The sequence below is a fragment of the Myxococcus dinghuensis genome (assembly GCF_024198235.1).
In the GTDB taxonomy this organism is placed as follows: domain Bacteria; phylum Myxococcota; class Myxococcia; order Myxococcales; family Myxococcaceae; genus Myxococcus; species Myxococcus dinghuensis.
Genome location: NZ_JAKCFB010000016.1, coordinates 1 through 22881, shown reverse-complemented (window position 1 = coordinate 22881; position 22881 = coordinate 1). Strand labels below are relative to the sequence as shown.

The following is a 22881-nucleotide window of genomic DNA, read 5'->3' as shown; positions in this document are numbered from 1 at the left end:
AGCTGTAGAACATGTCGCTTCGCACCACTGTCGCGGCCATGGCCGCCGTCCTGTCGCTTGCCCTGCCGGTGGCCGCCTCGGCCGCCGACCTGAAGGTCGCCTACGTGGACCTCCAGCGCGTCCTTCTCGAGGTCGATGACGGCAAGGCCGCCAAGGCCCGTCTCCAGAAGTGGCTGGACGACAAGCAGAAGGAGATCGACAAGGAGCAGACCGCCCTGCGCGCGGAGAAGGAGACGCTGGACAAGCAGGCCAGCGCCATGAGCCCGGACACGCGCGCGCAGAAGGAGGCGGAGCTCCAGCGCAAGGTGATGACGCTCGCCCAGAAGTGGGAGAAGAGCCGCGGCGAGGCCGCCAACAAGGAGCGCCAGGAGATGGAGCCCATCATCTCCAAGATCGACCAGGTGGTGGCGGGCATCGCCCAGCGCGACGACCTGGCCCTGGTCCTGGAGAAGCGTGACTCGGGCATCGTCTTCGCGAAGGCCCAGCTCGACATCTCCAACGAAGTCATCCGCGCCTACAACAACCTGAAGACGACGGCGGCGAAGGACGCCCCGAAGAAGTAACCCGCATCCCGTGACGACTTCCCCCGCGCCCCGCCGGCTCGGGGAGCTCGCCGCCCTGGTGGGTGGAGAGCTCCTCGGCGACCCAGAGACTCTCATCCACGGACTCAACGGGCTCGAGGAAGCAGGCCCGGGGGACGTGTCCTTCTACGGAAACACGCGTTACCGCCGTCAGTACGAGGCGACCCGCGCCTCGGCCGTGCTCGTGAACGGGGATGCCCCCGCGCGTCAGGGCCTGGCCGTGGTGCGCGTGCCCAACCCGCACCTGGCCTACGCGAAGCTCCTGAAGGCCTTCCACCCGGCGGCGCGTCCCGCCCCGGGGGTGAGGCCTGGCGCCTGGGTCCACCCGGAGGCCACCGTCCATCCGGAGGCCACGGTGATGCACGGCGCCACCATGGAGGCGGGCGCGCGCGTGGGCGCGCGCAGCGTGCTGTACCCGGGCGCGTACGTGGGCGAGCAGGCCCAGGTGGGCGACGACTGCGTGCTGTACCCCAACGTCACGGTGCGCGAGCGCTGCATCGTCGGCTCCCGCGTCATCCTCCATGCCTCGTGCGTGGTGGGCGCGGACGGCTTCGGCTTCGCCTTCGATCCGGAGGGCGCGGATGGGCCGGAGCACTTCAAGATTCCCCAGGTGGGCATCGTCCGCATCGAGGACGACGTCGAACTGGGCGCGTGTACCTGCATCGACCGGGCGACGCTCGGCGAGACGGTCGTGGGGCGGGGCACCAAGCTCGACAACCTGGTGCAGATCGCCCACAACGTCCGCGTGGGCCCGCTGACGCTCATCTGCGCGCAGGCCGGCGTGTCCGGCTCGTCGGAGGTGGGTGCCGGCGTGGTGTTGGCCGGACAGGTGGGCGTGGTGGGCCACATCCGCGTGGGTGACATGGCCAAGGTGGGCGCGCAGTCCGGCGTGGCGCACGACGTGCCGGACGGCGAGGTCTACAGCGGCACGCCGGCCATCCCCCACAAGGAATGGCTGCGCGCGAGCGCTGCACAAGGGCAGTTGGCCGACCTGCTCAAGGAAATGCGGGCCCTCCGCCGCAGGGTGGAGACGCTCGAGAAGGAGATGGGGGAGTGATGGACATCGGAGAGATCCAGAACCTGCTGCCTCACCGCTATCCGTTCCTCCTCGTGGATCGGGTGGTGGAGATCATCCCCGGGCAGAAGCTCATCGCCTACAAGAACGTCACCATCAACGAGGAGTTCTTCAACGGGCACTTCCCCGGCCATCCGGTGATGCCCGGGGTGCTCATCCTCGAGGCGCTCGCCCAGGCGTCGGCGATCCTCGCGTACAAGAGCGAGAACATGGACCCGTCCCAGAAGGTCACCTACCTGATGGGCGTGGACGGCGCGCGCTTCCGCAAGCCGGTGGTGCCGGGAGACCGGCTCCAACTGGTCATCGAGGTGCTCCGGCACAAGGGCTCCGTGTGGAAGACGAAGGGCACGGCGACGGTGGACGGCGCGAAGGTCGCCGAGGGCGAGTTCCTGGCGACCGTGGTCGACAAGGACGCCGGCGCGGAAGAGGGCGCGGCCTCCTGACGCCGGGCTCGCGAGGCAAGAGGAGACGAGACGACATGGCTCAGGTTCATCCCACCGCGGTAATCCACCCCGATGCCCGTCTGCACGAGACGGTCGAAGTGGGGCCCTATTCGGTCATCGGTCCGAAGGTGACGATTGGTGAGGGCACGCGCGTGGGCCCGCACGTCGTCATCGAGGGGCGCACGACGATTGGCGCCCGCAACCGCATCTTCCAGTTCGCCGCGCTGGGCGCCGACCCGCAGGACCTCAAGTACAAGGGCGAGGACACGCAGCTCGTCATCGGCGACGACAACCAGATCCGCGAGTTCGTGACGCTGCATATCGGCACGGCGGGCGGTGGTGGTGTCACGCGCGTGGGCAACGGCACCCTGTTGATGGCCACCTGCCACGTCGCGCACGACTGCGTCGTCGGGGACGGCTGCCGCATCGGCAACGGCTCGGCGCTGGCCGGCCACGTGACGCTGGAGGACCACGTCATCATCAGCGGCCTGGCGGCGGTGCACCAGTTCACCCGCCTGGGCCGGCACGCCTTCATCGCCGGCGGCGCCATGGTGACCATGGACATCCCGCCGTACGCCACCGCGCAGGGCGACCGCGCGGAGCTGGTGGGGCTCAACGCCGTGGGCCTGGAGCGCAGCGGCTTCTCCAAGGAGCAGATCGAGCGCATCAAGGAGGCGCACCGCATCCTGTTCCGCTCGAAGCTGGGCCTGCAGGAGGCGCTGGCGCGCCTGCGCACGGAGCTCGGTGGACAGCCGGAGGTCGACCACCTCATCGACTTCGTCATGCAGAGCAAGCGCGGCCTGACGCGGTGACCTCCCGCATGGAAGGCGCGTCGGCGGTGGAACGCATCGGCCTCATCGCGGGCAACGGCCAGCTCCCCTTCCTCTTCGCGCGCGCGGCGCGCGCCCGGGGGCTGGAGGTGGTGGCCGTCGCCCACAAGGGGGAGACGGACCCGGCGCTGGCCTCGGAGGTCGCCTCCCTCACCTGGGTGCGCGTGGGGCAGGTGGACAGCATCCAGAAGGCCTTCCGCGCCGCGGGCGTGCGCCAGGCGGCCATGGCGGGCGGCATCGGCCGGGTGCGGGCCATCAAGGACGCCCGGCCGGACCTGGGCACCGTGCGCGTCATCTCCCGCCTGCGCAGCTTCCGCGACGACGCGCTGCTCCGCGCGGTGGCCGCGGACTTCGAGGAGCGGGGCATCACCATCATCGCCCCCACGGACTTCCTGGGCGAGGTCCTGTGCCCCGAGGGACACCTCGCGGGCCCGCGGCTGACGCCGGAGCAGGAGAAGGACGTCGCGGTGGGCCGCGAGGTGGCGGTCCTCCTGGGCCAGGCGGACGTGGGGCAGACGGTGGTGGTGCACAAGGGCCTCGTGCTCGCCCTGGAGGCCGTGGAGGGCACCGACGAGGCCATCCGCCGGGGCGGGAAGCTGGGCGGCGCGGGCGCGGTGGTGGTGAAGCGCTGCAAGCCCCAGCAGGACCTGCGCTTCGACCTGCCCGCCGCGGGCCCCCGCACGCTGGAGGTGATGCGGGAGGTCCACGCGAAGGTGCTGGCGTTGGAAGTGGGGAAGACGGTGCTGCTGGACGCACCCGCGCTCTTCCGGGGCGCCGAGGCCGCGGGCATCACCCTCGTCGGCGTGCGCTGACGCCGCGCCTGCGTGGGGATGCCGGAGCGGGGACGCCTCGTCCCCCCGGCTGCCTGACCCGGCGCGTGCTCCGCGATTGAATGCCCCCGGCGGGGCGACGTCTCGCTGGGGAACCATTTCCCACGCCCGGAGCACCGTCCTACCCTGTCGCGGAGGAATCCACCCCCACACGGGCCGCTGTCGCCGCGCGGCCCGCGATGCCCGAGGTCGACGCCGCGCCATGGACCCCCGACTGTTGCTGCTCAGTCTCGCCCTCGTCTCACCGCTGCCCGCGTTCGCGGACGCCATCCGCGTCTCCCTCGAGGGCCGTGCCGCGCTGGGGGAGAACCTCCCGGCATTGCTCGTGCACATCGACGAACCCATCGCCGGCTTCGAGGTGAAGCTGAAGCGGGGGGACGGCAAGGTGGTCGACGTGAAGGGCGGCGGCAAGCCAGGCATCACCCGGCGCATCGAGCTGGAGCAGCCAGAGGGGCGCTTCCACTACGAAGGCGAGCTCGTCGTCCGCTTCGCCGACGCGGAGTCCGGCTCTCTGCCCCTGTCCTTCGACACGGAGCTCAACGGGCCGCTGAAGCTGGAGGTCCGCCCGGAGGACGTGGACGTGGAGAAGCGCCAGCTCCGCTTCCTCCTCTCGCGTCCCGCGGGGCGCGTGGAGCTCACGGTGCTGATGGACACGGGCAAGAAGGCCTTCGAGGGCGAGGTGGCCTTCAAGGGCGAGCCCGCGGGGACGCCCCTCCCCGTGAGCTGGCCTGCCGCCGAGGGCCGGGTGATGAAAGTCACCCTGCGAGCCTTCGACACATCGGACTTCTACACGGGCGTGGACCTCTTTCCCTGGCGCGTGGACATTCCGCACGAGGAGGTGGGGTTCGCATCCGGACGCGCGGACATTCCCGCGAGCGAGCGCGGCAAGCTGGACCGCAGCCACGCGCAGCTCGCGGAGGCCCTGGCGAAATACGGCCGCTTCGCGGCGGTTCGCCTCTACGTGCTGGGACACACGGACACGGTGGGCGCCTCGGCGGACAACCGCGAGCTGTCGCTGAAGCGCGCTCGCAGCATCGCCGCGGCGTTCCGCCAGCGCGGGCTGAAGGTCCCCATCTTCTACGAGGGGTTCGGAGAGGAGTCACCCGCGGTGCCGACGCCGGACGAGACGGCGGAAGCGGCCAACCGCCGGGCCGAGTACATCATCGCGGTGGAGGACCCTGTCTTGAAGCAGGCGCCCTTCGCTCCGCGGTGGAGGAAGCTGTAGCGAAGAAGCGAGTCACGAGGAGGCGAAGGGATGAAGCGATTCCAACAGCTGGCCTGGGGCGTGCTGAGTCTGCCGCTCCTGGCCGGGGCGGGCTGTGCCCACAAGGCGCCGCTCGCGGTGCGGCGGGAGATGGAGGCGCAGAAATGCGCGCTGGTGCAGTCGGTCCTCCGGGAGCCGACACCAGCCAGGGTGGTGGGGGAGATCGCCGCGCAGGGTCGCGAGGAGCCCACGCCGGTGCGCGTGTACGTGCGCAGGCCCGAGCAGTCCATGCTGGAGCGCTTCTTCGAGGGGGACGAGCCACACTGCGGTGACGCGACGTTCAAGGTCGTGCAGGAGAGCGTCCTCGACGCCGTGGTGGTGTACCTCCAGGAGGTGGGGGAGGGGTACGCGTACGACGCGCACCGCTCCGGGCCGGACGAACTCACCCTGGAGAGCAAGCCCCAGGGGCGGCTCAAGCGCGCCGGCCCGGCGTGGGTCGCCACCAACTGACCCGCCCTACCGCAGGAGCTCCTTCGCGCCATCCGCGATGAACTGCACCGCGATGGCGGCGAGGATGAGGCCCATCACTCGCTCGACGATGGCCACCCCGGACTGGCGCAGCACGCGCTGCACGAGGCCGGAGGCGCGCAGGATGAAGTAGCTCAACAGGAACGTGAGCAGGATGGCGGCCAGCACGGGCAGGGTGGCCGTCATCGTCGTGCCCCGGGCCATGAGCACCATCGCGGTGGCGATGGCGCCCGGGCCGGACAGCAGGGGGATGGCCAGCGGGACGATGGCCACGTCCTCCTTCACCACGCCCTCCTGCTCCTCGTTGGGCGTGGTGCGCGTCTCGGACGGGCGCGCGCGGAGCATGTCCAGCGCGGTGATGAGCAGCAGGATTCCGCCGGCCACCCGGAAGGCGCCCAGCGACACGCCGAACACCTTGAAGATGATGGTGCCGAACAGGGCGAAGAAGGTCATCAGCCCGCAGGCGACCAGGCACGCGCGCATCGCCGTGCGGCGGATCTTCTCCGGCGAGTCCCCGGCCGTCATCGCCAGGAACAGGGGGACCACGCCAATGGGGTCCACCACGAAGAAGACCGCGGGCAGCGCGACCAGGAACTGGGTCAGGTAGGCCTTCATCACCGCACGCCTTCGTCGACTACACCGTGAGCCGCAGCTTCCACACCAGGGTGAGCGCTTCGGCGAAGATCTTCTTGCTCATCTTGGAGTGCCCCACGCGCCGGTCCTCGAAGATGATGGGCACCTCGCGCACGGTGAAGCCGTGCTTGAGCGTGCGGTAGGTGAGCTCGATCTGGAACGAGTACCCGGAACTCTGCACCGAATCCAGGTCGATGGTCTCCAGCACCCGGCGGTGGAAGCACTTGAAGCCACCGGTGAGGTCCCGGATGCCCACGCCCAGGATGGTGCGCGCGTAGAGGCTGCCGCCGCGGCTGATCAACTGCCGGCCGACACCCCAGTTCACCGTCCCGCCGCCGGTGACGTAGCGCGAGCCGAGCACCAGGTCCGCGCCGGCCTCCGCCGCGTCGAGCAGGCCGGGCAGGTAGCGCGGATCGTGACTGAAGTCCGCGTCCATCTCGATGATGTACGTGTAGCCCTCGGCCAGCGCCCAGCGGAAGGCGGCCAGGTACGCGCGGCCCAGGCCCTCCTTCTTCTCGCGGTGGAGCACGCGCACGCGCGGGTCCTTCTGCGCGAGCTGGTCGGCGATCTGCCCGGTGCCGTCGGGCGAGTTGTCGTCCACGACGAGGATGTCGACGCGGGCATCGGCCTGGAGCACCGCCAGGGTGATGGCTTCGATGTTTTCCCGCTCGTTGTAGGTGGGGATACAGACCAGCGCACGGTTCATGGCGGGGCCGACATACCCTAAACGGGGCGCGGGGGCAGCAGCTCCATGACGGACTCGGCGGCCCGGGTGGCGGCCCCTGCCTCGCCCAGCCTCCCCCGGACCTCCATGAGACCCTGAATCATCTCCTCACGGGGGGCGCCGGGTACCCAGACCCGGCGGACCTCGTCGGCGATGCGCTCGGGGGTCATCTCCCCCTGGAGCAGCTCCGGCACCACGCGCCGGCCCGCCAGGAGGTTGATGAGGGAGACGAAGGCCACCTTGAGCATCAGCCGTCCCACCCAGTACGAGATGAGCGACACGCGGTAGATGACCACCAGCGGGCGCTGCATCAGCCCGGCTTCCAGCACGGCTGTACCCGACGCCACCACCGCCGCGTCGCTGGCGCCCACGACCTCCGGGGCGTGCCCGTCCACCAGCACGGGCGTCAACCCGCTGCCCTCGAAGCGGGAGACCACCTCCTGACGGGGGATGGTGGGCGCCACGGGGACCACGACCTGCAGGCCGGGACGCTCGGCGGCGAGCTGCTTCGCCGCGTCCACCATCGCCGGCAGCAGGCGGCGGATCTCACTCATCCGGCTGCCGGGCAGCAGGGCGAGCGTGGGGGCCTCCTCGGCCAGCCCCAGCCGCTCGCGGAAGGCCCGTGTCGTGTCCGGAGTGGGGACCTGCTCCACCACGGGGCTGCCCACGTATCGGGCGCTGACGCCCGCCTCGCGGTAGAAGTCCTCCTCGAACGGGAGGATGCAGAGCATCCGGTCCACCAGCCGCTTGATGGTGCGCACCCGTCCCCGGCGCCACGCCCAGATCATCGGGGAGATGTAGTAGGCGACGGGGATGCCCAGGGCCTTGAGCTTCTTGGCCAGCCGCAGGTTGAAGTCCGGGATGTCGACCAGGATGGCCACGTCCGGCCGGCGCTCGGCGGCGGCTTCGGCCAGGCCCTTCATGATCTGGAGGATCCTGGGAATGCGGGGGAGCACCTCGGTGATGCCCATGACGGACACCTCGCGGGCGTCGAAGAGCAGCTCGACGCCCCGGGCCGCCAGGCGCGAGCCGCCCATGCCGAAGAAGGTGAGGTCCGGCCGCCGGGCCTGGAGGGCCGCGACGAGCTCGGAGGCGTGGGCGTCGCCGGAGGCTTCTCCGGCCACGACGAGGATGCGGGGTGGGGGCGTCATGTGAGGGGGGCGCATCGTACCCTGATGCGAGACCGGATGAAGGTGTAGACTGCGGCACCCTTGAAGACGCTTCTGCTCGCCGAGAGCCATCCCCCCACGCTCGAGCACCTGACGGGCCTGCTCTCCCAGGCCGGGTATTCCGTGCGCGCGGTGAATGACCCCATCGCCGTGCTCGAGCACTTCGCGGCGGACAACCCGGATGTGATGGTGCTGTCGGTGGACCTGCCGCGCGTGGAAGGGGCGCACGTGGTGCACCTCATCCGAGGGCACAGCCAGGGCGGGCGGGTGCCCATCGTCGCCATCGACAAGGGGCACCTGGGGCGCGCGCGCGGCGTGGGCTCCGTGCTGGACCTGAAGGTGAACGCCTACGTGGCGGACCCGCTCAAGCCGGGCGAGCTGGTCCCCAAGCTGGAGTCCCTGGTGCGCGCGGCGCAGGCCGTGCCGCTCACCGGGCTTGCGGCCACGCTGTCGCGTCCGGCGGTGAACAGCGGCGAGCTGAAGGGCTACCCGCTGCCGGGCCTGCTGCACTCCATCTACCGGCTGCGTCGCGATGGCGTGCTGGTGGCGGCGCACCGCGACCTGAGCCGGCGCGTGTACTTCCTGCGCGGCGGGCCGGTGAGCTTCGACTCGTCGAGCAAGGACGACTCGCTGACGCGCTTCCTCGTGGACCGGCGGGTGCTGACGCCGGCGCAGTCGGAGCGCGTGGTGGAGGCGCTGGCGTCGGGGCTGCGCATCGGGGCCGCGCTGGCGGACGCGGGCGTGGAGGCCGCGGGCGAGGAGCTGTCGCAGTTGTTGCGCGACTACACGCATGACCGGCTGTGCCGCGTGCTGGGCATGCGCGAGGGCCGGTATGCCTTCTATTCGGGCGACGAGTTCACGAAGGAGGTCGCCTCCGTCGACCTGCCTCCGCTGTCGCAGGTGCTGGAGGGCGCGCGGCGCTGCTTCCCGCTGAAGGTGATGGCGGCGGCGCTGCGCGCGAACCTGGGCGAGTACCCGGTCCGCTCGCCGGAGTTCGGGCGCGACCTGTCGGCGATGGCGCTCGACACGGACGACATCAAGATCGCCATGCAGGTCAACGGCCGCATCGTGCTGAAGGAGCTGCTGGCGCACGGCCGTGGGGAGCTGCGCGCGGCGTACTCGCTGCTGTGGTTCCTGAAGCTGACGGGCGGGGTGACGTTCTCTCCGACCCCCGTGGCGACGGGGGCGGACGTGCTGGCCACGGCGGTGGTGCCGGACCGCATCGGCCCGCGCAAGCGCAAGTCGCTGCCGGTGGAGACCGCGGCGTCGCTGCGCGAGGAGGCGGTGCGCATCATCACCCGCAGCTACTTCGGCAGCCTGGGGCTGGACATCACCGCGGACGCGGAGGCGGTGGAGCGCGCGTACCACGAGACGGCGATGCGCTTCCATCCGGACACCTACGCGGAGTTCGACATCCTCGACCTGAAGGACCTGCTGGAGTCGGTGCAGGAGAAGCTGTCCGCCTCGTACCGCGTGCTGAGCGTGGAGGAGAAGCGCAAGGCGTATCTCCAGTACCTGTTCAGCAAGCTGGACGTGGGGCGCAACACGGCGGTGGTGGTGGACGCGGAGATCGCCTTGCGCCGGGGCGAGGCCGCGCTCAAGCGCCGCGACTTCCTGTCCGCGCAGGTGGCGTTCGAGGAGGCGGTGAACCTCAACCCGAGGGAGCCGGAGTACTACTCGTTCCTCGCCTGGGCGACGTACCAGGCGGCCTCCGGGCCGCTCGTGCAGCGAGCGCAGAAGGCGCAAAAGGTCTTGAAGAAGGCGCTGTCGCTGGGCCCGTATGTGGAGCGGCTGCACATCATCGCGGCCATCATCGACATGGACCTGGGAGACGCGCCGCTGGCGCGGAAGAAGCTGCTGAAGGTACTGGAGTACAACCCGTACTCCCAGCTCGCGAAGGCGGCGCTGCGCAAGGTGGGGCGGTAGCGGATGCACGAGATCCTGTGGCGACTGTTGCGCTATGCGCGCCCGCATGTGCCGGTGCTCGTCGTGGCCTTCGTGTGCATGGCGCTGGTGGGCCTGACGACGGGGGCCTACGCGTACCTCACGGGGCCCGCGCTGCGTTTCCTCCTGTCGGGCGGGGGCGAGGGCTTCGCCAGCGCGCACCGGGTCCCCTGGCTGGCGGACCTGCCGCGTGACGCCGCGCTGTGGGGCTTCCCGCTGGTGATGGTGGTCGTGGGCCTGGTGAAGGGCGTGGGCTACCTGGGCCAGTTCTACTTCATGGGCCTGTTCGCGCAGCGGGTGGTGAAGGACCTGCGTCGGGACGTGTTCGTGCGGCTCACGTCGTTGTCGCCCGCGCAGCTCGCGCGCGAGCGGCAGGGCGATCTGCTCAGCCGCTTCTCCGCGGACGTGACGGCGGTGGAGATGGCGGCGATGTACACCGTGGGCTCCTACCTGCGTGACAGCCTCCAGGTGCTCATCCTCGCGGGCGTGGCGCTGTCGATGAGTCCGCTGCTGGGCGGGTTGATGCTGCTGGTGATTCCGCTGGCGGCGCTGCCGGCGTCGCGGCTGACGCGCAAGGTGTTGAAGGGCACGCGCGAGGGGCAGGCGCAACTGGGCCAGTTGGCGGGGCAGCTCCACGAGGGGCTCGGGGGACTGCGGACCATCCAGGCCTTCAACGGGCAGGAGGCGGAACTGGCGCGGTTCGCGTCGCACGCGAAGGCGCACGAGGACGCGGTGGTGGGTGCGGCGTGGGCGCGGGGCGCGGTGCCGGGGCTGATGGAGGTGCTCGCGGCGGCGGCGCTCGCGGGCGCCCTGGCCTATGCGGCGGGCGCGAAGCTGATGGAGCCGGAGGCGCTGCTGTCGCTGCTGACGGCGGTCATCCTGGTGTACCAGCCGGTGAAGGACCTGGGCCGGGTGACGCAGTTCGCGGTCCAGGCGGGCGCGGCGGGGGAGCGGCTCTTCGCGTTGCTGGACCTGACGCACCCGGTGGCGGACGCGCCGGACGCGGTGGTGGCGCCGCCGATCGAACGGTCCATCCTGCTGGAGGACGTGCGCTTCTCGTATGGCGACCGCAAGGCGCTGGACGGGGTGTCGCTGGAGCTGAAGGCGGGGCAGGTGACGGCGCTCGTGGGAGGCAGTGGCGGTGGCAAGAGCACGGTGACGACGTTGCTGCTGCGCTTCGACCGCCCCCAGCAAGGGCGGCTGCGGTTGGACGGCGTGGACGCGGACCGGTACACGGCGGCGAGCGTGCGCGAGCAGTTCGCGCTGGTGACCCAGGAGCCGCTGTTGTTCCAGGGCACGGTGCTGGACAACTTGCGCTACGCGCGGTCGGACGCCACGCGCGAGGAGGTCGAGGCGGCGGCGAAGGTGGCGAACGCGGACGGCTTCATTCGCGCGTTGCCGCAGGGCTACGACACGCGCATCGGCGAGCGTGGCGTGACGTTGAGCGGTGGGCAGCGTCAGCGCCTGTGCATCGCCCGGGCGGTGCTCGCGCGGGCGCGGGTGCTGGTGTTGGACGAGGCGACGAGCAGCCTGGACCCGGAGAGCGAGCGCGAGGTGCAGGCGGCCCTGGCGGCCGTGCTGCCGGGCCGCACCGCGCTGGTCATCGCGCATCGGTTGTCGACCGTGGCGAACGCCGACGTGCTGCACGTGATGGAGGCGGGGCGCTCGGTGGAGCACGGCACGCACGCCGAGCTGCTCCAGGCCGGGGGGCGCTACGCCGCGCTCTGGCGGATGCAGACGGAGGGGACTGTCGACCGGGGCGTGGCGTGAGCGCGCGTGGGCGAGGTGTCGCGTGAACCGGCTCGGGGTCTTCGCGGGCAAGCTCGTGCGGGCCGTGGTGGGGTTGGTGCTGTTGGTGCTCGGGTGTGCGGGCTTCTTCGCGCTACCGGCCTCCTTCGTGAGCTACCCCGTGGTCGCGCCGCCGGAGGGGGCTCCACCGCGTTGGGTGCGGGGGGCCTTCCATGTCCACACCACGCGCTCGGACGGGCGGGGGACGCCACTGGAGGTGGCGCGGGCGGCGAAGGCGGCGGGCCTCGACTTCGTGCTGCTCACGGACCACAACGACTTCACGCCTCCGGCCCCGACGTGGGCCGAGGGGGTGCTGCTGGTCCCCGGTGTCGAGATGTCGACGTCCGCGGGACACCTGGTCGCCTTCGGGATGGAGCGTCCACTCCAGGACGTCTCGAAGTGGATGCCGCCCGGGGAGGCGGTCCGCGCGGTGAAGGCCGCGGGAGGGATGAGCGTGCTCGCGCATCCCGTGCAACGCCACAACCCGTGGACGGACGCCCAGAGCGCGTCGGAGGCGCTGGGCTTCGAGCTGTACTCGGCGGACACCTTCTTCCGACAAGCGATGAGTCGCCCGGTGAGCCGGCTGCTGCCCGCGGTGGGGGCGTACCTCTCCCAGCCGGTGCATGGGGTGATGTTGCTGGTCGCGCCCGAGCCCGGACCGAGCGACCACTTCATGGGGCTGTCCCAGCAGTTCCTCCGTGTCCCCTTCTGCGCGCACGACGCCCATGGCGTGCCCTCGTACGAGTCCGTCTTCCAGTCGATGGCCACCTACCTCCCACCGGACGAGGTCCCCTTCCCGTTGCCGGAGGACGCGAAGGCCGCGGCGGCCCTCGTGACGAAGGCGCTCGCCGGAGGCAACGGGCTGTGTGGGTTCCGGGCGCTGGGGGAACCCGCGGGCTTCGCGCTCGAGGGATTGCGGCCGGGGCTTCGTGAGGCGCGGGTGGGGGACGTGCTGTCGGTGCGCCTGCCCGGCAGCCCGGAGCCGGAGACGGTGCGGCTGGAGGTCTGGGGGGCGGGGCGCCTGCGTCCGGACGGGCTGTCGGTGGAGTTGACGGGGGAGGGCGTGGCGCGAGTGGAGGTGTGGGCGAAGGGGCCCGGGCGCTTCCTCGGCTCGGAGTGGCGGCCCTGGATCGTCCCCGGGCCCGTGCGTGTGCTGCCCCGAGGCCCGGGCATCTGATAGAGGGCCGGGAGCCGCCCCTATGCGCCTCCTGTACATCCTCGCCACCTACCTGCTCTTCCCGCTGCTGCTGCCGGTGCTCTGTCTGCACCGGAAGACGCGGCACGGGTTGAAGCAGCGGCTGGGGTTCTACGCGCCGGGAGACATCCCTCCGCGCGGGGACGGCCCGGTGCTCTGGCTGCACGGGGCGAGCGCGGGAGATCTGCTCGCGCTGGCGCCCATGTTCGCTCCGCTGCGGGCTCGATTCCCGGGCTGCCAGCTCATCGTCTCGACGATGACGGACAGCGGTCACGCGATGGCGAAGGGGCGGTTGGCGAAGGACATCGACGGCGTGGTGTACGTCCCCTACGACTTGTGGGGCGCGACGCGCAGGGCGGTGAAGGCGCTGCGTCCGGACCTGCTGGTGCTGGAGTACACGGAGGTGTGGCCCAACCTCATCCGCGCCGCGAAGCGGGGCCATGCGCGCGTGGTGATGACCAATGGCCGTTTCTCTCCGGCCAATGTCGGCAGGTACCGCTGGCTGTTCCGGCTCATCGGCAACCCGTTGAAGGACTTCGACCTGTTGTTGATGCGCGAGGAGGGAGAGGCCGAGCGGGCCCTCCAACTGGGCGCGCACGCGGACTGGGTGAAGGTGACGGGGAACACGAAGTTCGACGCCCTGGCCTCGGGCGCGTCGAGCGACGACGAGGTGCTGCGCGGAGCGCTCGGGCTGACGGCGGGCGAGCGGGTGTGGATCGCCGGCAGCACGCATGAGGGTGAAGAGGAGGTGCTCTTCGGCGTCTACCGGCGGCTGCTGAGCCGCTGGCCGGACCTGCGCCTGGTGGTGGCGCCTCGCTACGTGGACCGGGCGCCGCGCATCACGGCGTTGGCGCGGGAGGTGGGGCTGGAGGTGGGGTTGCGCTCGACGGGGAACGGCGCGCGGACGCAGGTGGTGGTGCTGGACACCATCGGTGAGCTGTCTCGCGCATACCGGCTGGGGACGGTGGTGTTCGTGGGGGGCTCGTTCACGAAGCGCGGTGGGCAGAACATCCTGGAGCCGGCGGGACAGGGTCGGCCGGTGCTGTACGGGCCGCACATGGACAACTTCCGGGACAGCGTGGCGTTGTTGACGGGGCAGGGTGGGTGGCAGGTCGCGGACGCGGACGCGCTGCATACGCGACTGGAGGAGCTGCTGTCGGACCCGGTGAGGCTCGAGTCTCTGGGCGCACAGGCGAGGGAGACGGTGCGCCGCATCTCCGGCGCGAGCGAGAGGAACGCGGACGCGATGACGACGCTCTTTCCCCACGGGAGGGCCGAGCCGCGATGACGCTCATCGTCCACCCGCATTTCCACAAGCGATACACGGGGGTGACGCGCCACGTGGAGTCGGTGGTGCCCGCGCTCGTGAAGGCCTCCGCTTCGGAGACCCGGGTCATCGGCTCTGGGCTCAGCGACGGCCTCCCGCGTATCACCTGGCCGGAGTTGTTGCGCCGCGCGCGCAGTGAGCCGGTGGTGTGGCACGCGCATCGGAACAACGAACTGCTCGCGGGGTTGTTGGTGAAGCTGGTCGGGCGCGACGTGCGGCTGGTGTTCACGCGGCACACGTCCATGGTCCCGACCGGCTTCACGCGGCTGCTCGCCCGGAGCGCGGACGCGCTGGTGTCGTTGACGAAGCAGGTGGCCGAGGCGTTCGCGCTGCCGTCGACCATCATCTCGCATGGCGTCGACCTGACGCGCTTTCACCCTCCAGCGGATCGGGACGAGGCCTGGAAGCGACTGGGGCAGGGCGGGCGCCTGGGGGTGGGCGTCATCGGCCGGATCCGCAAGGAGAAGGGCCAGGGCGACTTCGTCGAGGCGGTGCGCCCCCTGCTGTCGTCCTATCCGGACTGGCAGGCGGTGCTGGTGGGGTTGGCGAAGGGGCCGGACCTGGACTGGATGAACGGTCTGCGCGCGGGCCTGGAGGAGCGCGTGACGATGGCGGGCGAGCAGTCCGTCATCGAGCCCTGGTATCAGGGGCTCACCGTCCTCGTGCACCCGTCGTATTCAGAGGGCTATTCGCTGGTGCATGTGGAGGCGATGGCCTCGGGGTGTTGCGTGGTGGCGTCGAAGCTGCCGTACCTGGACACGCTCATCGAGGATGGGCGCACGGGGTTCTTCTTCGAGCCGGGGGACGTGAAGGCGCTGCGCGAGTTGCTGGACATGTTGATGCGGGAGCCGGAGCGCGCCAGGCAGGTGGGGCGCAACGCGGCCGAGGAGGCGCGGCGCCGCTGTGGTGTGGAGCACGAGGCGCACGCCCTGGATGACCTGTACCGCAAGTTGTCGGGACGGTGAGCGGCATGCGCATCCTGCACCTGCTGGCGAGCCCGTTCTTCAGCGGCCCCGCGGAGAACATCGCGCTGCTCGCGCTGGCGCAGCGCGAGGCCGGGCATGACGTGACGGTGGCGGTGGATCGGCGTCGTCGGGACCTCCCCGCGGAGGAGCCCGCGGTGCCGCGCTTCCGTGAGCTGGGGTTGTTGGACGACGAGGGACTGGAGTTGTCGGTCAAGTCTCCACCCTGGCGGATGTGGCGGGATTGGCGGCGGCTGAAGGGGCGGCGCGTCGACGTGGTGCACTCGCACTTCAGCCACGACCACCTGCTGGCCAGGTGGGGGCGGCCCGCTGGCGCGGTGCTCGTCCGCTCGCTCCATGCGCCGCGCTCGTTGCGTGCCTCCATGCCCAGGGCCGACGCGTACACGGTGCCCGCGAACGCGCTGCTGCCCCGCCTGCTGGAGAAGGGGGCGCTGGCGCAGGTGCTTCCGGCACTGGTGGACCCACGCTTCCATCCCGCGAAGGACAAGGCGGCGCTGCGTCGCGAACTGGGCCTCTCGGGGGGCCCGCTGGTGGGGATGGTCTCCACGTTCCAGCCGTCGCGCCGCCACACCGTGGGGGTCGATGCCTTCGCCCTCTACCGCGAGGGGCGTCCGGAGGCTCGACTCGTCCTCGTGGGGGACGGGGGCCTCGTGGAACAGACGCGGCGTCAGGTCGCCGCGAGGGGACTGACGGAGTCGGTCATCTTCGCGGGCTATCGCCAGGGCGACGAGTTCGTGCGCTGGTTGAGCGCCTTGGACGAGGTCTGGCTCCTCGGCTTGGGAAATGACTGGAGCGCTCGGGCCGCGGCCCAGGCGCGTGCCTGTGGTGTCCGTGTGGTGGCGGTCGAGGAAGGGGCGCTGCCGGACCTCGCGGATGTGAAGGTGTCCGAGCCCTCGCCCGAAGCGGTGGCTCGCGCGGCGCTCTCCGGACAGCAGTCGCCCATCGCGCATCCCACGAACGCGCGCATCGCGGAGGACATCCTGGCGCTGTACGCGCGGGCGCGGGGGGGCGGCGGCCGATGACCTTGCACGAGCAGGGGGGCCGCGTGGATGAGGCCAGCCGGTCCCGCGACGTCGCATGGCCTGCGGTGGGGTCGAGGCTGCGCGCATGACCGCGCCCGCGCCGGAGTCACCGACCGCCATCGAGCGGGTCTTCTATCCGCCCGTGGCGCAGCGCTGGGGATTGCGCGCGTTGTTGTCACCGCTCACGGTGGTGTCGTGGGCCTATGCGTCGGCGGTGGGGCTGCGCGGCGCGCTCTATGATTGGGGCGTGCTTCGCGCGGAGCGCGTCGAGGGGCTTCGTGTCGTCTCCGTGGGCAACCTCAACGTGGGGGGGACGGGCAAGACGCCCGCGGTCCTGCACCTCGCGGACCTGCTCGTGCGCGAGGGGCGCAAGGTGGGCATCCTCACGCGAGGCTATGGGCGACGGTCGCAGGAGCCGGTGACCTTCACGGGAGCGGGGCCCCTGCCCTCGGTGGAGGACGCGGGTGACGAGCCTTTGCTGCTCGCGAGACGTTGCCCCTCCGTGCGACTCTTCGTCGGCGCGGACCGGGTGACCAGTGCCTATCGGGCGCGGGACGAGTTCGGCCTGGACACGGTGCTGCTCGACGATGGCTTCCAGCACCGGCGCCTGGCTCGGGACGAGGACCTCATCGTGCTCGACGAGGCGGTGGGGCTGGGCAACGGCCACATGTTGCCCCGGGGACCGCTGCGCGAGCCCCCGTCGTCGCTGCGTCGGGCGACGCTGCTCTGGGTGCGGACGTCGGCGGCAGTGGGGAGCGGAGCCTCCGCGCTCGTGACGACGCCCTCCCGGTTGCCGGACGAAGGGGCCGGGCTCCCTCGCGTCCTCACGCGCTACGGCCCCACGGCGTGGGTGGATCCCTCGGGCGGATTGCTGCCACCCGAGGCGCTGCGGGGGCAGCGGGTGCTCGCGCTCGCCGGGCTCGCAAGGCCGGGGGGCTTCCTGAAGACGCTGCGGTCTCTCGGAGTGGAAGTGGAGGAGTCGGCGCTCTTCGCGGACCACCACCGCTTCACTCCGGGGGAGTTGCGGGACGTGGAGTCTCGGGCCAGGCAGGGGGGGCTGCGAATCGTGACGACGGAGAAGGACGCGGTGCGTCTTCCGGCGGGGTTCGAGGCCTGGGTGGTCCGGCTGGGGGTGGAGGTCCTGGAGGGCGAGTCCCACCTGCGCAGGGCGCTCGGGCTGGCGGGCATGCCTGACGGCTTGTGAGGCGGCAGGCGCTGTGGGACAAACCGCCGCCATGGCCGCAGTCTCGCCCGTACGCCCGTTGCCGATGCCCTCTCGCCTGCCGCTCGCGTTCGCGCGCCGCAGGGTGCTCCTGGTGGGTGACCTCGTCGCCGACCACTACATCTACGGACAGACCGACCGGGTGAGCCGCGAGGCTCCGGTGCTCATCGTCCGCTACGAGTCCGCGGAGGTGAAGCTGGGCGGTGGGGCCAACGTGGCGGCGAACGTGCGCGCCTTGTCCGGACAGGTGACGGCGGTGGGGGCGCTCGGCGCCGACGAGATGGGCCGGGAGCTGCGGCACCTCTTCGAGGAGTCCGGTGTCCGGCTGCACTGCGTGTCGGGGCGCGGCATCGAGACGGAGACGAAGACGCGCATCCTCGCGGGCGGCGTGAGCACCACGCGGCAGCAGATGCTACGTCTGGACCGCGGACAACGAGCGGGCCTCGCGCCGCGCATCCGCAAGGCGCTGGCGAAGCACGTGGAGGAGGCGGCGCGGGACGCGGACGCGGTGGTGGTGTCCGACTACGGCGCGGGCGTGCTCGGCGACGAGGTCCGCCAGGTCCTGCGCAAGCTGGCCGCGGACGGGCTGCCTGTCTGCGTCGACAGCCGCTACGCGTTGTCGTCCTTCTCGGGGCTGACGGTATGCAAGCCCAACGAGCCGGAGCTGGAGGCGCTCGCGGGACATCCCGTGCGCTCCGAGGCGGACCTGTTCTCGGCGGGCCACGCGGCGGTGCGGCGGCTGGGGTGCCGCGCGCTGCTGGTGACGCGGGGGCGGCACGGCATGGCGCTGTTCGACGCGGAGGGGGGCGTGGACCTCATCCCGGTTCACGGGGCCAAGGCGGCGGTGGACGTCACGGGCGCGGGGGACACGGTGATTGCCACCTTCGCGCTGTCGTTGGCCGCGGGGGCTTCATTCGGTGAGGCGGCGCGCCTGGCGAACGTCGCGGGCGCCCTCGTCGTTCAGAAACCGGGGACCGCGACGGTGTCCCGGGACGAACTGATGTCGGAGCTGCGGAGCGCGCGATGAGCACCCTGGAGAAGATTCAGTCGCTCGGGAACATCGTCGAGGCGCGCGAGCGCTGGCGGGCGGAGGGCCGCACCGTCGCGCTGGCCAATGGAGTCTTCGACCTGCTGCACGTCGGGCACGTCCGTTACCTGGAGGGCGCGCGGGCCCTGGCGGATGTCCTGGTGGTCGCGGTGAACTCGGATGCCTCGACGCGGGCCTACAAGGGGCCCGGGCGCCCCTACATCCCGGAGGTCGAGCGTGCCGAGCTCGTGGCCGCGCTTGCGTGCACGGACCGCGTCGTCGTCTTCGACGAGCCCAACGTGAGGGGCATCATCCGGGCGCTCAAGCCGGACGTGCACGTGAAGGGCACGGACTACACCCCGGACACCATTCCCGAGGCGGATGAAGTCCGGGCCTACGGAGGGCGCACGGCGGTGTCCGGCGACCCGAAGGACCACAGCACCACGGACCTGGCGCGCAAGCTCGGTCGCGAGGGCACGAAGTAGGCGATGACCTCGCTGGACGCGACGCTGCTGGAGGTCTTGGGGTGCCCCGAGTGCAAGGGGCGCCTCGAGCAGTGGGCGTCCGCGCGCGGTCCGGAGCTTCGCTGTGGTCCTTGCCAGGCTTCGTGGCCGGTGGAGGACGGCGTGCCACAGCTTCTCCCGGAGTCGAAGCGCCGGACGGAAGGGCCCGCTCGCGGGTGAGCCAAGGCCCCGAGGTGTCCTCGGGGCCGAGCGCTACCGGACGAGTGCGGCGGCGAAGGAGCGGGCTTCCTCGGCGGCGCGGGCTTCCAGTCCCACGCCTGCCGCGCCATCGACGATGGACGTGAGGTCCACCATCCGGTGTGGCGCGTAGGCATGTCCCCATCGGGGCATGTCCATGCGCAGGAAGAACGCGAGGGTGGGAGCGCCCACGGACACGGACAGGTGCATGGGCCCCGTGTTGTTGCACACGGTGAGGCCCGCGGCGCGCATGAGCGCGGCGAGCTCGTCGAGGTTCGTGGGTGGGGCGAGCATGGCGCCCGGGGCGCCCGCGACCACGGCGCGCGCGAGCTCCTCCTCTCCCGGGCCCCACGTCACGATGGGAGTCCTCCCCTGCTCGAGCAGGGCGCGCGCGGAGGCCGCGAACGCCTCGGGCGGAATGCGCCTGGGGCCGAGCCGGCCACCAGGGTTGATGACCGCGTGGGGGCTCGTGGCCGCATCCTCCAGGAGGGCGCGGAAGGTGTCGCGCACGTTGGGCTCTCGGAAGGAGAGCCCCTTCGCCAGGGACCCTCCGGTCACCGGGGAGAGCAGGTGGGTGCGCTGGAGCGCTTCGCTGCGGGTCTCCGTGAGGGCGGGAACCGAGAGGGAGTGCAGGTAGGCGACAGGCCAGATCCGAGGGCCGACGACGATGGCCCGGGGGCCGACGAGCCGGGAGATGATGGCGCTCGTCACCGAGGGGACCTCCCAGTTGGCGCAGTCCACCACCAGGTCGTAGCCCTCCTTGCGCAGTGCTCGGACCCCAGGGGCGAGCACGCCCATCCACAGGCGGCGCCGGTCGAACGCGATGACTTCGTCCGCGTCGGGATGTCCGGACAGCACGCGGGCCACCTTGGCGTGGACCAGGACATGGACCTTGGGCGCGGGCTGGACGTGCGCCTTGAGGGTGCGCAGCAAGGGGGTGGTGAGGAGCGCCTCGCCCACGCGGTTGTCGGGCCGCACGAGCAGCACCTTCCGGGGACGGGGGAGGGGACGACCAGGACGAAGCCGGCGACCCGGGCGCCAGAACAGGGCGGACGCCACGAGCGCCAGCAGAAGCTTCGCCCACAATTCGAGCCGCTTGAGCCAGGACATCGCGGCGCGGACCCTACACAGAACTGGAAGGCGTGCAAGCACGCGGCTTGACCTGGGAGCGGAAAGCCCCTAGCAACCGCCCAATGTTGAAGAGCATGACCGGGTTTGGCGCGGGCCGCGCACGCGTGGGGGACGAGGAAGTCTCCGTCGAGGTGCGCTCTCTCAACCACAAGTTCTGCGAGGTGAAGGCGCGCCTGCCCCGTGAGCTGGCGTCACTGGAGCCCGCGGTGACGAAGCAGGTGAAGGACCGGCTGGCCCGCGGCTCGGTCGAGGTGCTGGTGAAGCGCCAGGCGGCCACGGCTTCCGGAACGGTGCCCACCGTCGACCTGAACCTGGCGCGAGAGTACCTGCGCACCTTCCGGGAGCTGGCCCAGGAACTGGGCCTCTCCGGGGATGTCACCTGGGCCCAGGTCGCCAATCAGCAGGGCGTCGTCCGCCTGGAAGAAAAGGGCGTGGACCTCGAGTCCGCGACGCCGGCGGTGATGACCGCGCTGGACCAGGCGCTCTCCGCGCTGGAGAAGATGCGGCTCGTCGAGGGCGAGGCCATCCACGCGGACCTCGACGCCCGGATGAAGCTCCTCGAGGGCTGGAGCCGGGAGGTGGCGCAGTTGGCGCCGCGCGCCGTGCAGGACTACCAGCAGCGCCTCACCGACCGTGTCGCGGAGCTGGCGCGCGGCGTCGCGGTGGACCCGCAGCGGCTCGCCCAGGAAGTGGCCCTCTTCGCCGAGCGCACCGACATCGCCGAGGAGGTGACGCGTCTGGCGAGCCACCTCGAGCAGTTCCGCGTCCTCATGGCGAGCAGCGAGCCCGCTGGCCGCCGCATGGATTTCCTCGTGCAGGAGATGCACCGCGAGGTGAACACGACCGGCTCCAAGAGCCAGCACGCGGAGATCTCCGCGCGCGTGGTCTCGATGAAGGCCGAGGTCGAGCGCATCCGCGAACAGGTGCAGAACATCGAATGAGCGAACCCACCGTCCTTCAGCCCGGCCTGTTGCTCGTCCTCTCCGCCCCGTCGGGCGCGGGAAAGACCTCTCTCGCGAGGCGCCTCCTCAAGGAGACGCCCCAGGCGGACTTCTCCATCAGCGTCACCACGCGCCGGCCCCGGGGGCAGGAGCGCGACGGCGTGGACTACCAGTTCGTCGACGTGGCCACCTTCCAGCAGAAGATCGAACGCGGCGAGTTCGTCGAGTGGGCCGAGGTCTATGGCCACTTCTATGGGAGCCCGCAGTCGACGGTGGATGTCGCCCGGGCTCGCCGGGGCGTCGCCATCTTCGACATCGACGTCCAGGGGGGCCAGGCCATCAAGCGCAAGCACCCCGACGCGGTGCTCATCTTCGTGCTGCCTCCCTCGATGGAGGAGTTGGAGCGGCGCCTGCGCGACCGGCAGACGGACTCGGACGAGACCATCCGTCGCCGGATGCTGGCCGCCCGGTCGGAGATCGAGCGGGGCATCGCCGCGTACGACTACATCGTCGTCAACGACGACTTCGAGCGGGCCTTCGGCGAGCTGCGCTCCGTGGTCTCCGCGGAGCAGTGCCGGCGGGGGAGGGTGGACCTCTCCCGGTTGAAGCTCGGCGTCGGGAGCTGAGCTTCCTGGAATGAATGGGTGGGGAACTCGGGTTCTCTGCCCACGCTCCGGGCTTCAACTCCCGGATAGCCCGTGGGCGGTCAGGGAAACGGGCGCCCGACGAAGAACCTCGTGACAACAAGTTGACGTCTGCCCCGAGGCTCCATAAATGGTCGTTCAGGTCGCCGGGGCGAGCAGGTTGTCCCGGGCGCACCATTTCCCCTCAAAGGGGTTGACTTGGGAAGCGGCGGTGGTAAAAGCCGCGCCCCCTCGCCAGGAAGCCGGACATCGGTCCGGAGCACTTCGTGGGATGTCGCAGGAACACGACGGAATACAGCGGTCAACGAAGCGAGTTGACAGGAGACGCGGTGGTGGTAGAAGCCGCGCCCCCGACGAAGAAGCCCGGAGGAAAGGGCGGAGACGGCGGGGCGGTCAACGAAGCAGCGGAGTTGACAGGGCAGGCGGCGGAGAGATAGAAGCCGCGCCCTCCCGAAACGAAAGCGGAAGCCACTGGGCGGCGCTGGAGTGACGGGGAGCTGGAAAGCAGAAAGCGAAAAACTGGGTGGTTGACAGCGGACGCGAAGATGAAATAGAAGAGGCGCCCCGCTGACGGCGAGAAGGAAGTTGAAAGCGGAGCGAGAGTAGCAGAAGGTCGCGGTTGAAACAAGCGACTCGGTCTTTGAAAACCAAATAGCAAGCCCAAGAAGAAGCAGGATTGCGGAAACCGCAGTCAATTCTTTGAAACGGAGCCAGCAGGGAGCGCTGAGAAGCGCACACCGCAGCTCCGGTATGAATCAGCGAGTTTCAGGTTCCTTAGCCGGGCCTGAGACTGACGCCGGTTCAAATCTCTAAAAAATACAATTGGAGAGTTTGATCCTGGCTCAGAACGAACGCTGGCGGCGTGCCTAACACATGCAAGTCGAGCGCGAATAGGGGCAACCCTTAGTAGAGCGGCGCACGGGTGCGTAACACGTGGAT

23 protein-coding genes and 1 rRNA gene are annotated in these 22881 nt (G+C 70.7%); 20 read left to right on the top strand and 4 right to left on the bottom strand.

Going from position 1 to position 22881, the window contains the following annotated elements; translation table 11 throughout:
• Positions 1–11 precede the first annotated feature (11 nt).
• The 7 genes from LZ198_RS21260 (at position 12) to LZ198_RS21230 (ending at position 5473) form a co-directional block, all read left to right on the top strand.
• Positions 12–563, top strand: a complete 552-nt coding sequence (locus LZ198_RS21260) for an OmpH family outer membrane protein (RefSeq protein WP_253973854.1) — start codon at positions 12–14, stop codon at positions 561–563.
• Between the two features lie 10 nt (positions 564–573).
• Entirely contained in the window at positions 574–1638 is a 1065-nt protein-coding gene (gene lpxD, locus LZ198_RS21255) for a UDP-3-O-(3-hydroxymyristoyl)glucosamine N-acyltransferase (RefSeq protein ID WP_253973853.1), read from the top strand.
• Positions 1638–2099, top strand: coding sequence for a 3-hydroxyacyl-ACP dehydratase FabZ (fabZ, locus tag LZ198_RS21250; protein WP_253973852.1), 462 nt, complete (start codon positions 1638–1640; stop codon positions 2097–2099). Before lpxD ends, fabZ begins: the two co-directional genes overlap by 1 nt.
• A gap of 35 nt (positions 2100–2134) precedes the next feature.
• Entirely contained in the window at positions 2135–2911 is a 777-nt protein-coding gene (lpxA, locus tag LZ198_RS21245; RefSeq protein ID WP_253973851.1) for an acyl-ACP--UDP-N-acetylglucosamine O-acyltransferase, read from the top strand.
• 26 nt (positions 2912–2937) lie between these two features.
• Positions 2938–3741: an LpxI family protein gene (locus LZ198_RS21240; protein ID WP_253973994.1), complete on the top strand. Its 804-nt coding sequence runs from the start codon at positions 2938–2940 to the stop codon at positions 3739–3741.
• Between the two features lie 220 nt (positions 3742–3961).
• On the top strand, positions 3962–4984 hold the full coding sequence (locus LZ198_RS21235) for an OmpA family protein (RefSeq protein WP_253973850.1): 1023 nt from the start codon (positions 3962–3964) through the stop codon (positions 4982–4984).
• 30 nt (positions 4985–5014) lie between these two features.
• Positions 5015–5473 carry a hypothetical protein gene (locus tag LZ198_RS21230; RefSeq protein WP_253973849.1) on the top strand — a complete coding sequence of 153 codons (459 nt, stop codon included), beginning with the start codon at positions 5015–5017 and terminating at the stop codon, positions 5471–5473.
• A 6-nt stretch (positions 5474–5479) separates the two neighbouring features.
• Here the strand turns inward: LZ198_RS21230 and LZ198_RS21225 are convergent, their stop codons facing one another.
• From LZ198_RS21225 to lpxB, 3 genes are read right to left on the bottom strand one after another with little or no spacing between them, the layout of a single operon-like run.
• Complete coding sequence (locus LZ198_RS21225; protein ID WP_253973848.1) at positions 5480–6106, bottom strand: MarC family protein; 627 nt, start codon at positions 6104–6106, stop codon at positions 5480–5482.
• Between the two features lie 19 nt (positions 6107–6125).
• Positions 6126–6830, bottom strand: coding sequence for a polyprenol monophosphomannose synthase (locus tag LZ198_RS21220; RefSeq protein ID WP_253973847.1), 705 nt, complete (start codon positions 6828–6830; stop codon positions 6126–6128).
• 17 nt (positions 6831–6847) lie between these two features.
• Entirely contained in the window at positions 6848–7999 is a 1152-nt protein-coding gene (lpxB, locus tag LZ198_RS21215; protein ID WP_253973846.1) for a lipid-A-disaccharide synthase, read from the bottom strand.
• A gap of 60 nt (positions 8000–8059) precedes the next feature.
• Here lpxB and LZ198_RS21210 point away from each other — a divergent pair, with 60 nt between their 5' ends.
• From LZ198_RS21210 to LZ198_RS43455, 10 genes are all read left to right on the top strand, one after another.
• The gene (locus LZ198_RS21210; protein WP_253973845.1) at positions 8060–9943 is read left to right on the top strand and encodes a DUF4388 domain-containing protein; all 1884 of its coding nucleotides are present in this window, start codon (positions 8060–8062) and stop codon (positions 9941–9943) included.
• Between the two features lie 3 nt (positions 9944–9946).
• Positions 9947–11731, top strand: a complete 1785-nt coding sequence (locus LZ198_RS21205; protein WP_253973844.1) for an ABC transporter ATP-binding protein — start codon at positions 9947–9949, stop codon at positions 11729–11731.
• A 22-nt stretch (positions 11732–11753) separates the two neighbouring features.
• Positions 11754–12926: a PHP domain-containing protein gene (locus LZ198_RS21200; RefSeq protein ID WP_253973843.1), complete on the top strand. Its 1173-nt coding sequence runs from the start codon at positions 11754–11756 to the stop codon at positions 12924–12926.
• 22 nt (positions 12927–12948) lie between these two features.
• The gene (locus tag LZ198_RS21195; protein ID WP_253973842.1) at positions 12949–14232 is read left to right on the top strand and encodes a 3-deoxy-D-manno-octulosonic acid transferase; all 1284 of its coding nucleotides are present in this window, start codon (positions 12949–12951) and stop codon (positions 14230–14232) included.
• A complete protein-coding gene (locus LZ198_RS21190; protein ID WP_253973841.1) occupies positions 14229–15236 on the top strand; it encodes a glycosyltransferase family 4 protein in 1008 nt (335 codons plus the stop codon). The genes LZ198_RS21195 and LZ198_RS21190 overlap by 4 nt, the downstream gene beginning before the upstream one ends.
• A 5-nt stretch (positions 15237–15241) precedes the next feature.
• Complete coding sequence (locus LZ198_RS21185) at positions 15242–16276, top strand: glycosyltransferase (protein WP_253973840.1); 1035 nt, start codon at positions 15242–15244, stop codon at positions 16274–16276.
• Positions 16277–16361: 85 nt separating this feature from the next.
• Complete coding sequence (gene lpxK / locus LZ198_RS21180; RefSeq protein ID WP_253973839.1) at positions 16362–17480, top strand: tetraacyldisaccharide 4'-kinase; 1119 nt, start codon at positions 16362–16364, stop codon at positions 17478–17480.
• 31 nt (positions 17481–17511) lie between these two features.
• Positions 17512–18525 (top strand): bifunctional heptose 7-phosphate kinase/heptose 1-phosphate adenyltransferase, encoded by a 1014-nt coding sequence (locus LZ198_RS21175; RefSeq protein WP_253973838.1) that lies wholly within the window; start codon positions 17512–17514, stop codon positions 18523–18525.
• Complete coding sequence (locus LZ198_RS21170; protein WP_253973837.1) at positions 18522–19010, top strand: adenylyltransferase/cytidyltransferase family protein; 489 nt, start codon at positions 18522–18524, stop codon at positions 19008–19010. The genes LZ198_RS21175 and LZ198_RS21170 overlap by 4 nt, the downstream gene beginning before the upstream one ends.
• 3 nt (positions 19011–19013) lie before the next feature.
• Entirely contained in the window at positions 19014–19208 is a 195-nt protein-coding gene (locus LZ198_RS43455) for a Trm112 family protein (protein ID WP_323382846.1), read from the top strand.
• A 33-nt stretch (positions 19209–19241) separates the two neighbouring features.
• On the opposite strand, the gene LZ198_RS21165 is transcribed toward LZ198_RS43455, so the two are convergent.
• On the bottom strand, positions 19242–20336 hold the full coding sequence (locus LZ198_RS21165; RefSeq protein ID WP_253973836.1) for a glycosyltransferase family 9 protein: 1095 nt from the start codon (positions 20334–20336) through the stop codon (positions 19242–19244).
• A gap of 83 nt (positions 20337–20419) precedes the next feature.
• Here LZ198_RS21165 and LZ198_RS21160 point away from each other — a divergent pair, with 83 nt between their 5' ends.
• The 3 genes from LZ198_RS21160 to LZ198_RS21150 form a co-directional block, all read left to right on the top strand.
• Entirely contained in the window at positions 20420–21298 is an 879-nt protein-coding gene (locus LZ198_RS21160; protein WP_253973835.1) for a YicC/YloC family endoribonuclease, read from the top strand.
• Positions 21295–21924, top strand: a complete 630-nt coding sequence (gmk, locus tag LZ198_RS21155; protein ID WP_253973834.1) for a guanylate kinase — start codon at positions 21295–21297, stop codon at positions 21922–21924. The genes LZ198_RS21160 and gmk overlap by 4 nt, the downstream gene beginning before the upstream one ends.
• An 837-nt stretch (positions 21925–22761) precedes the next feature.
• Positions 22762–22881: ribosomal RNA gene (locus LZ198_RS21150) — 16S ribosomal RNA — on the top strand; the annotation flags it as partial.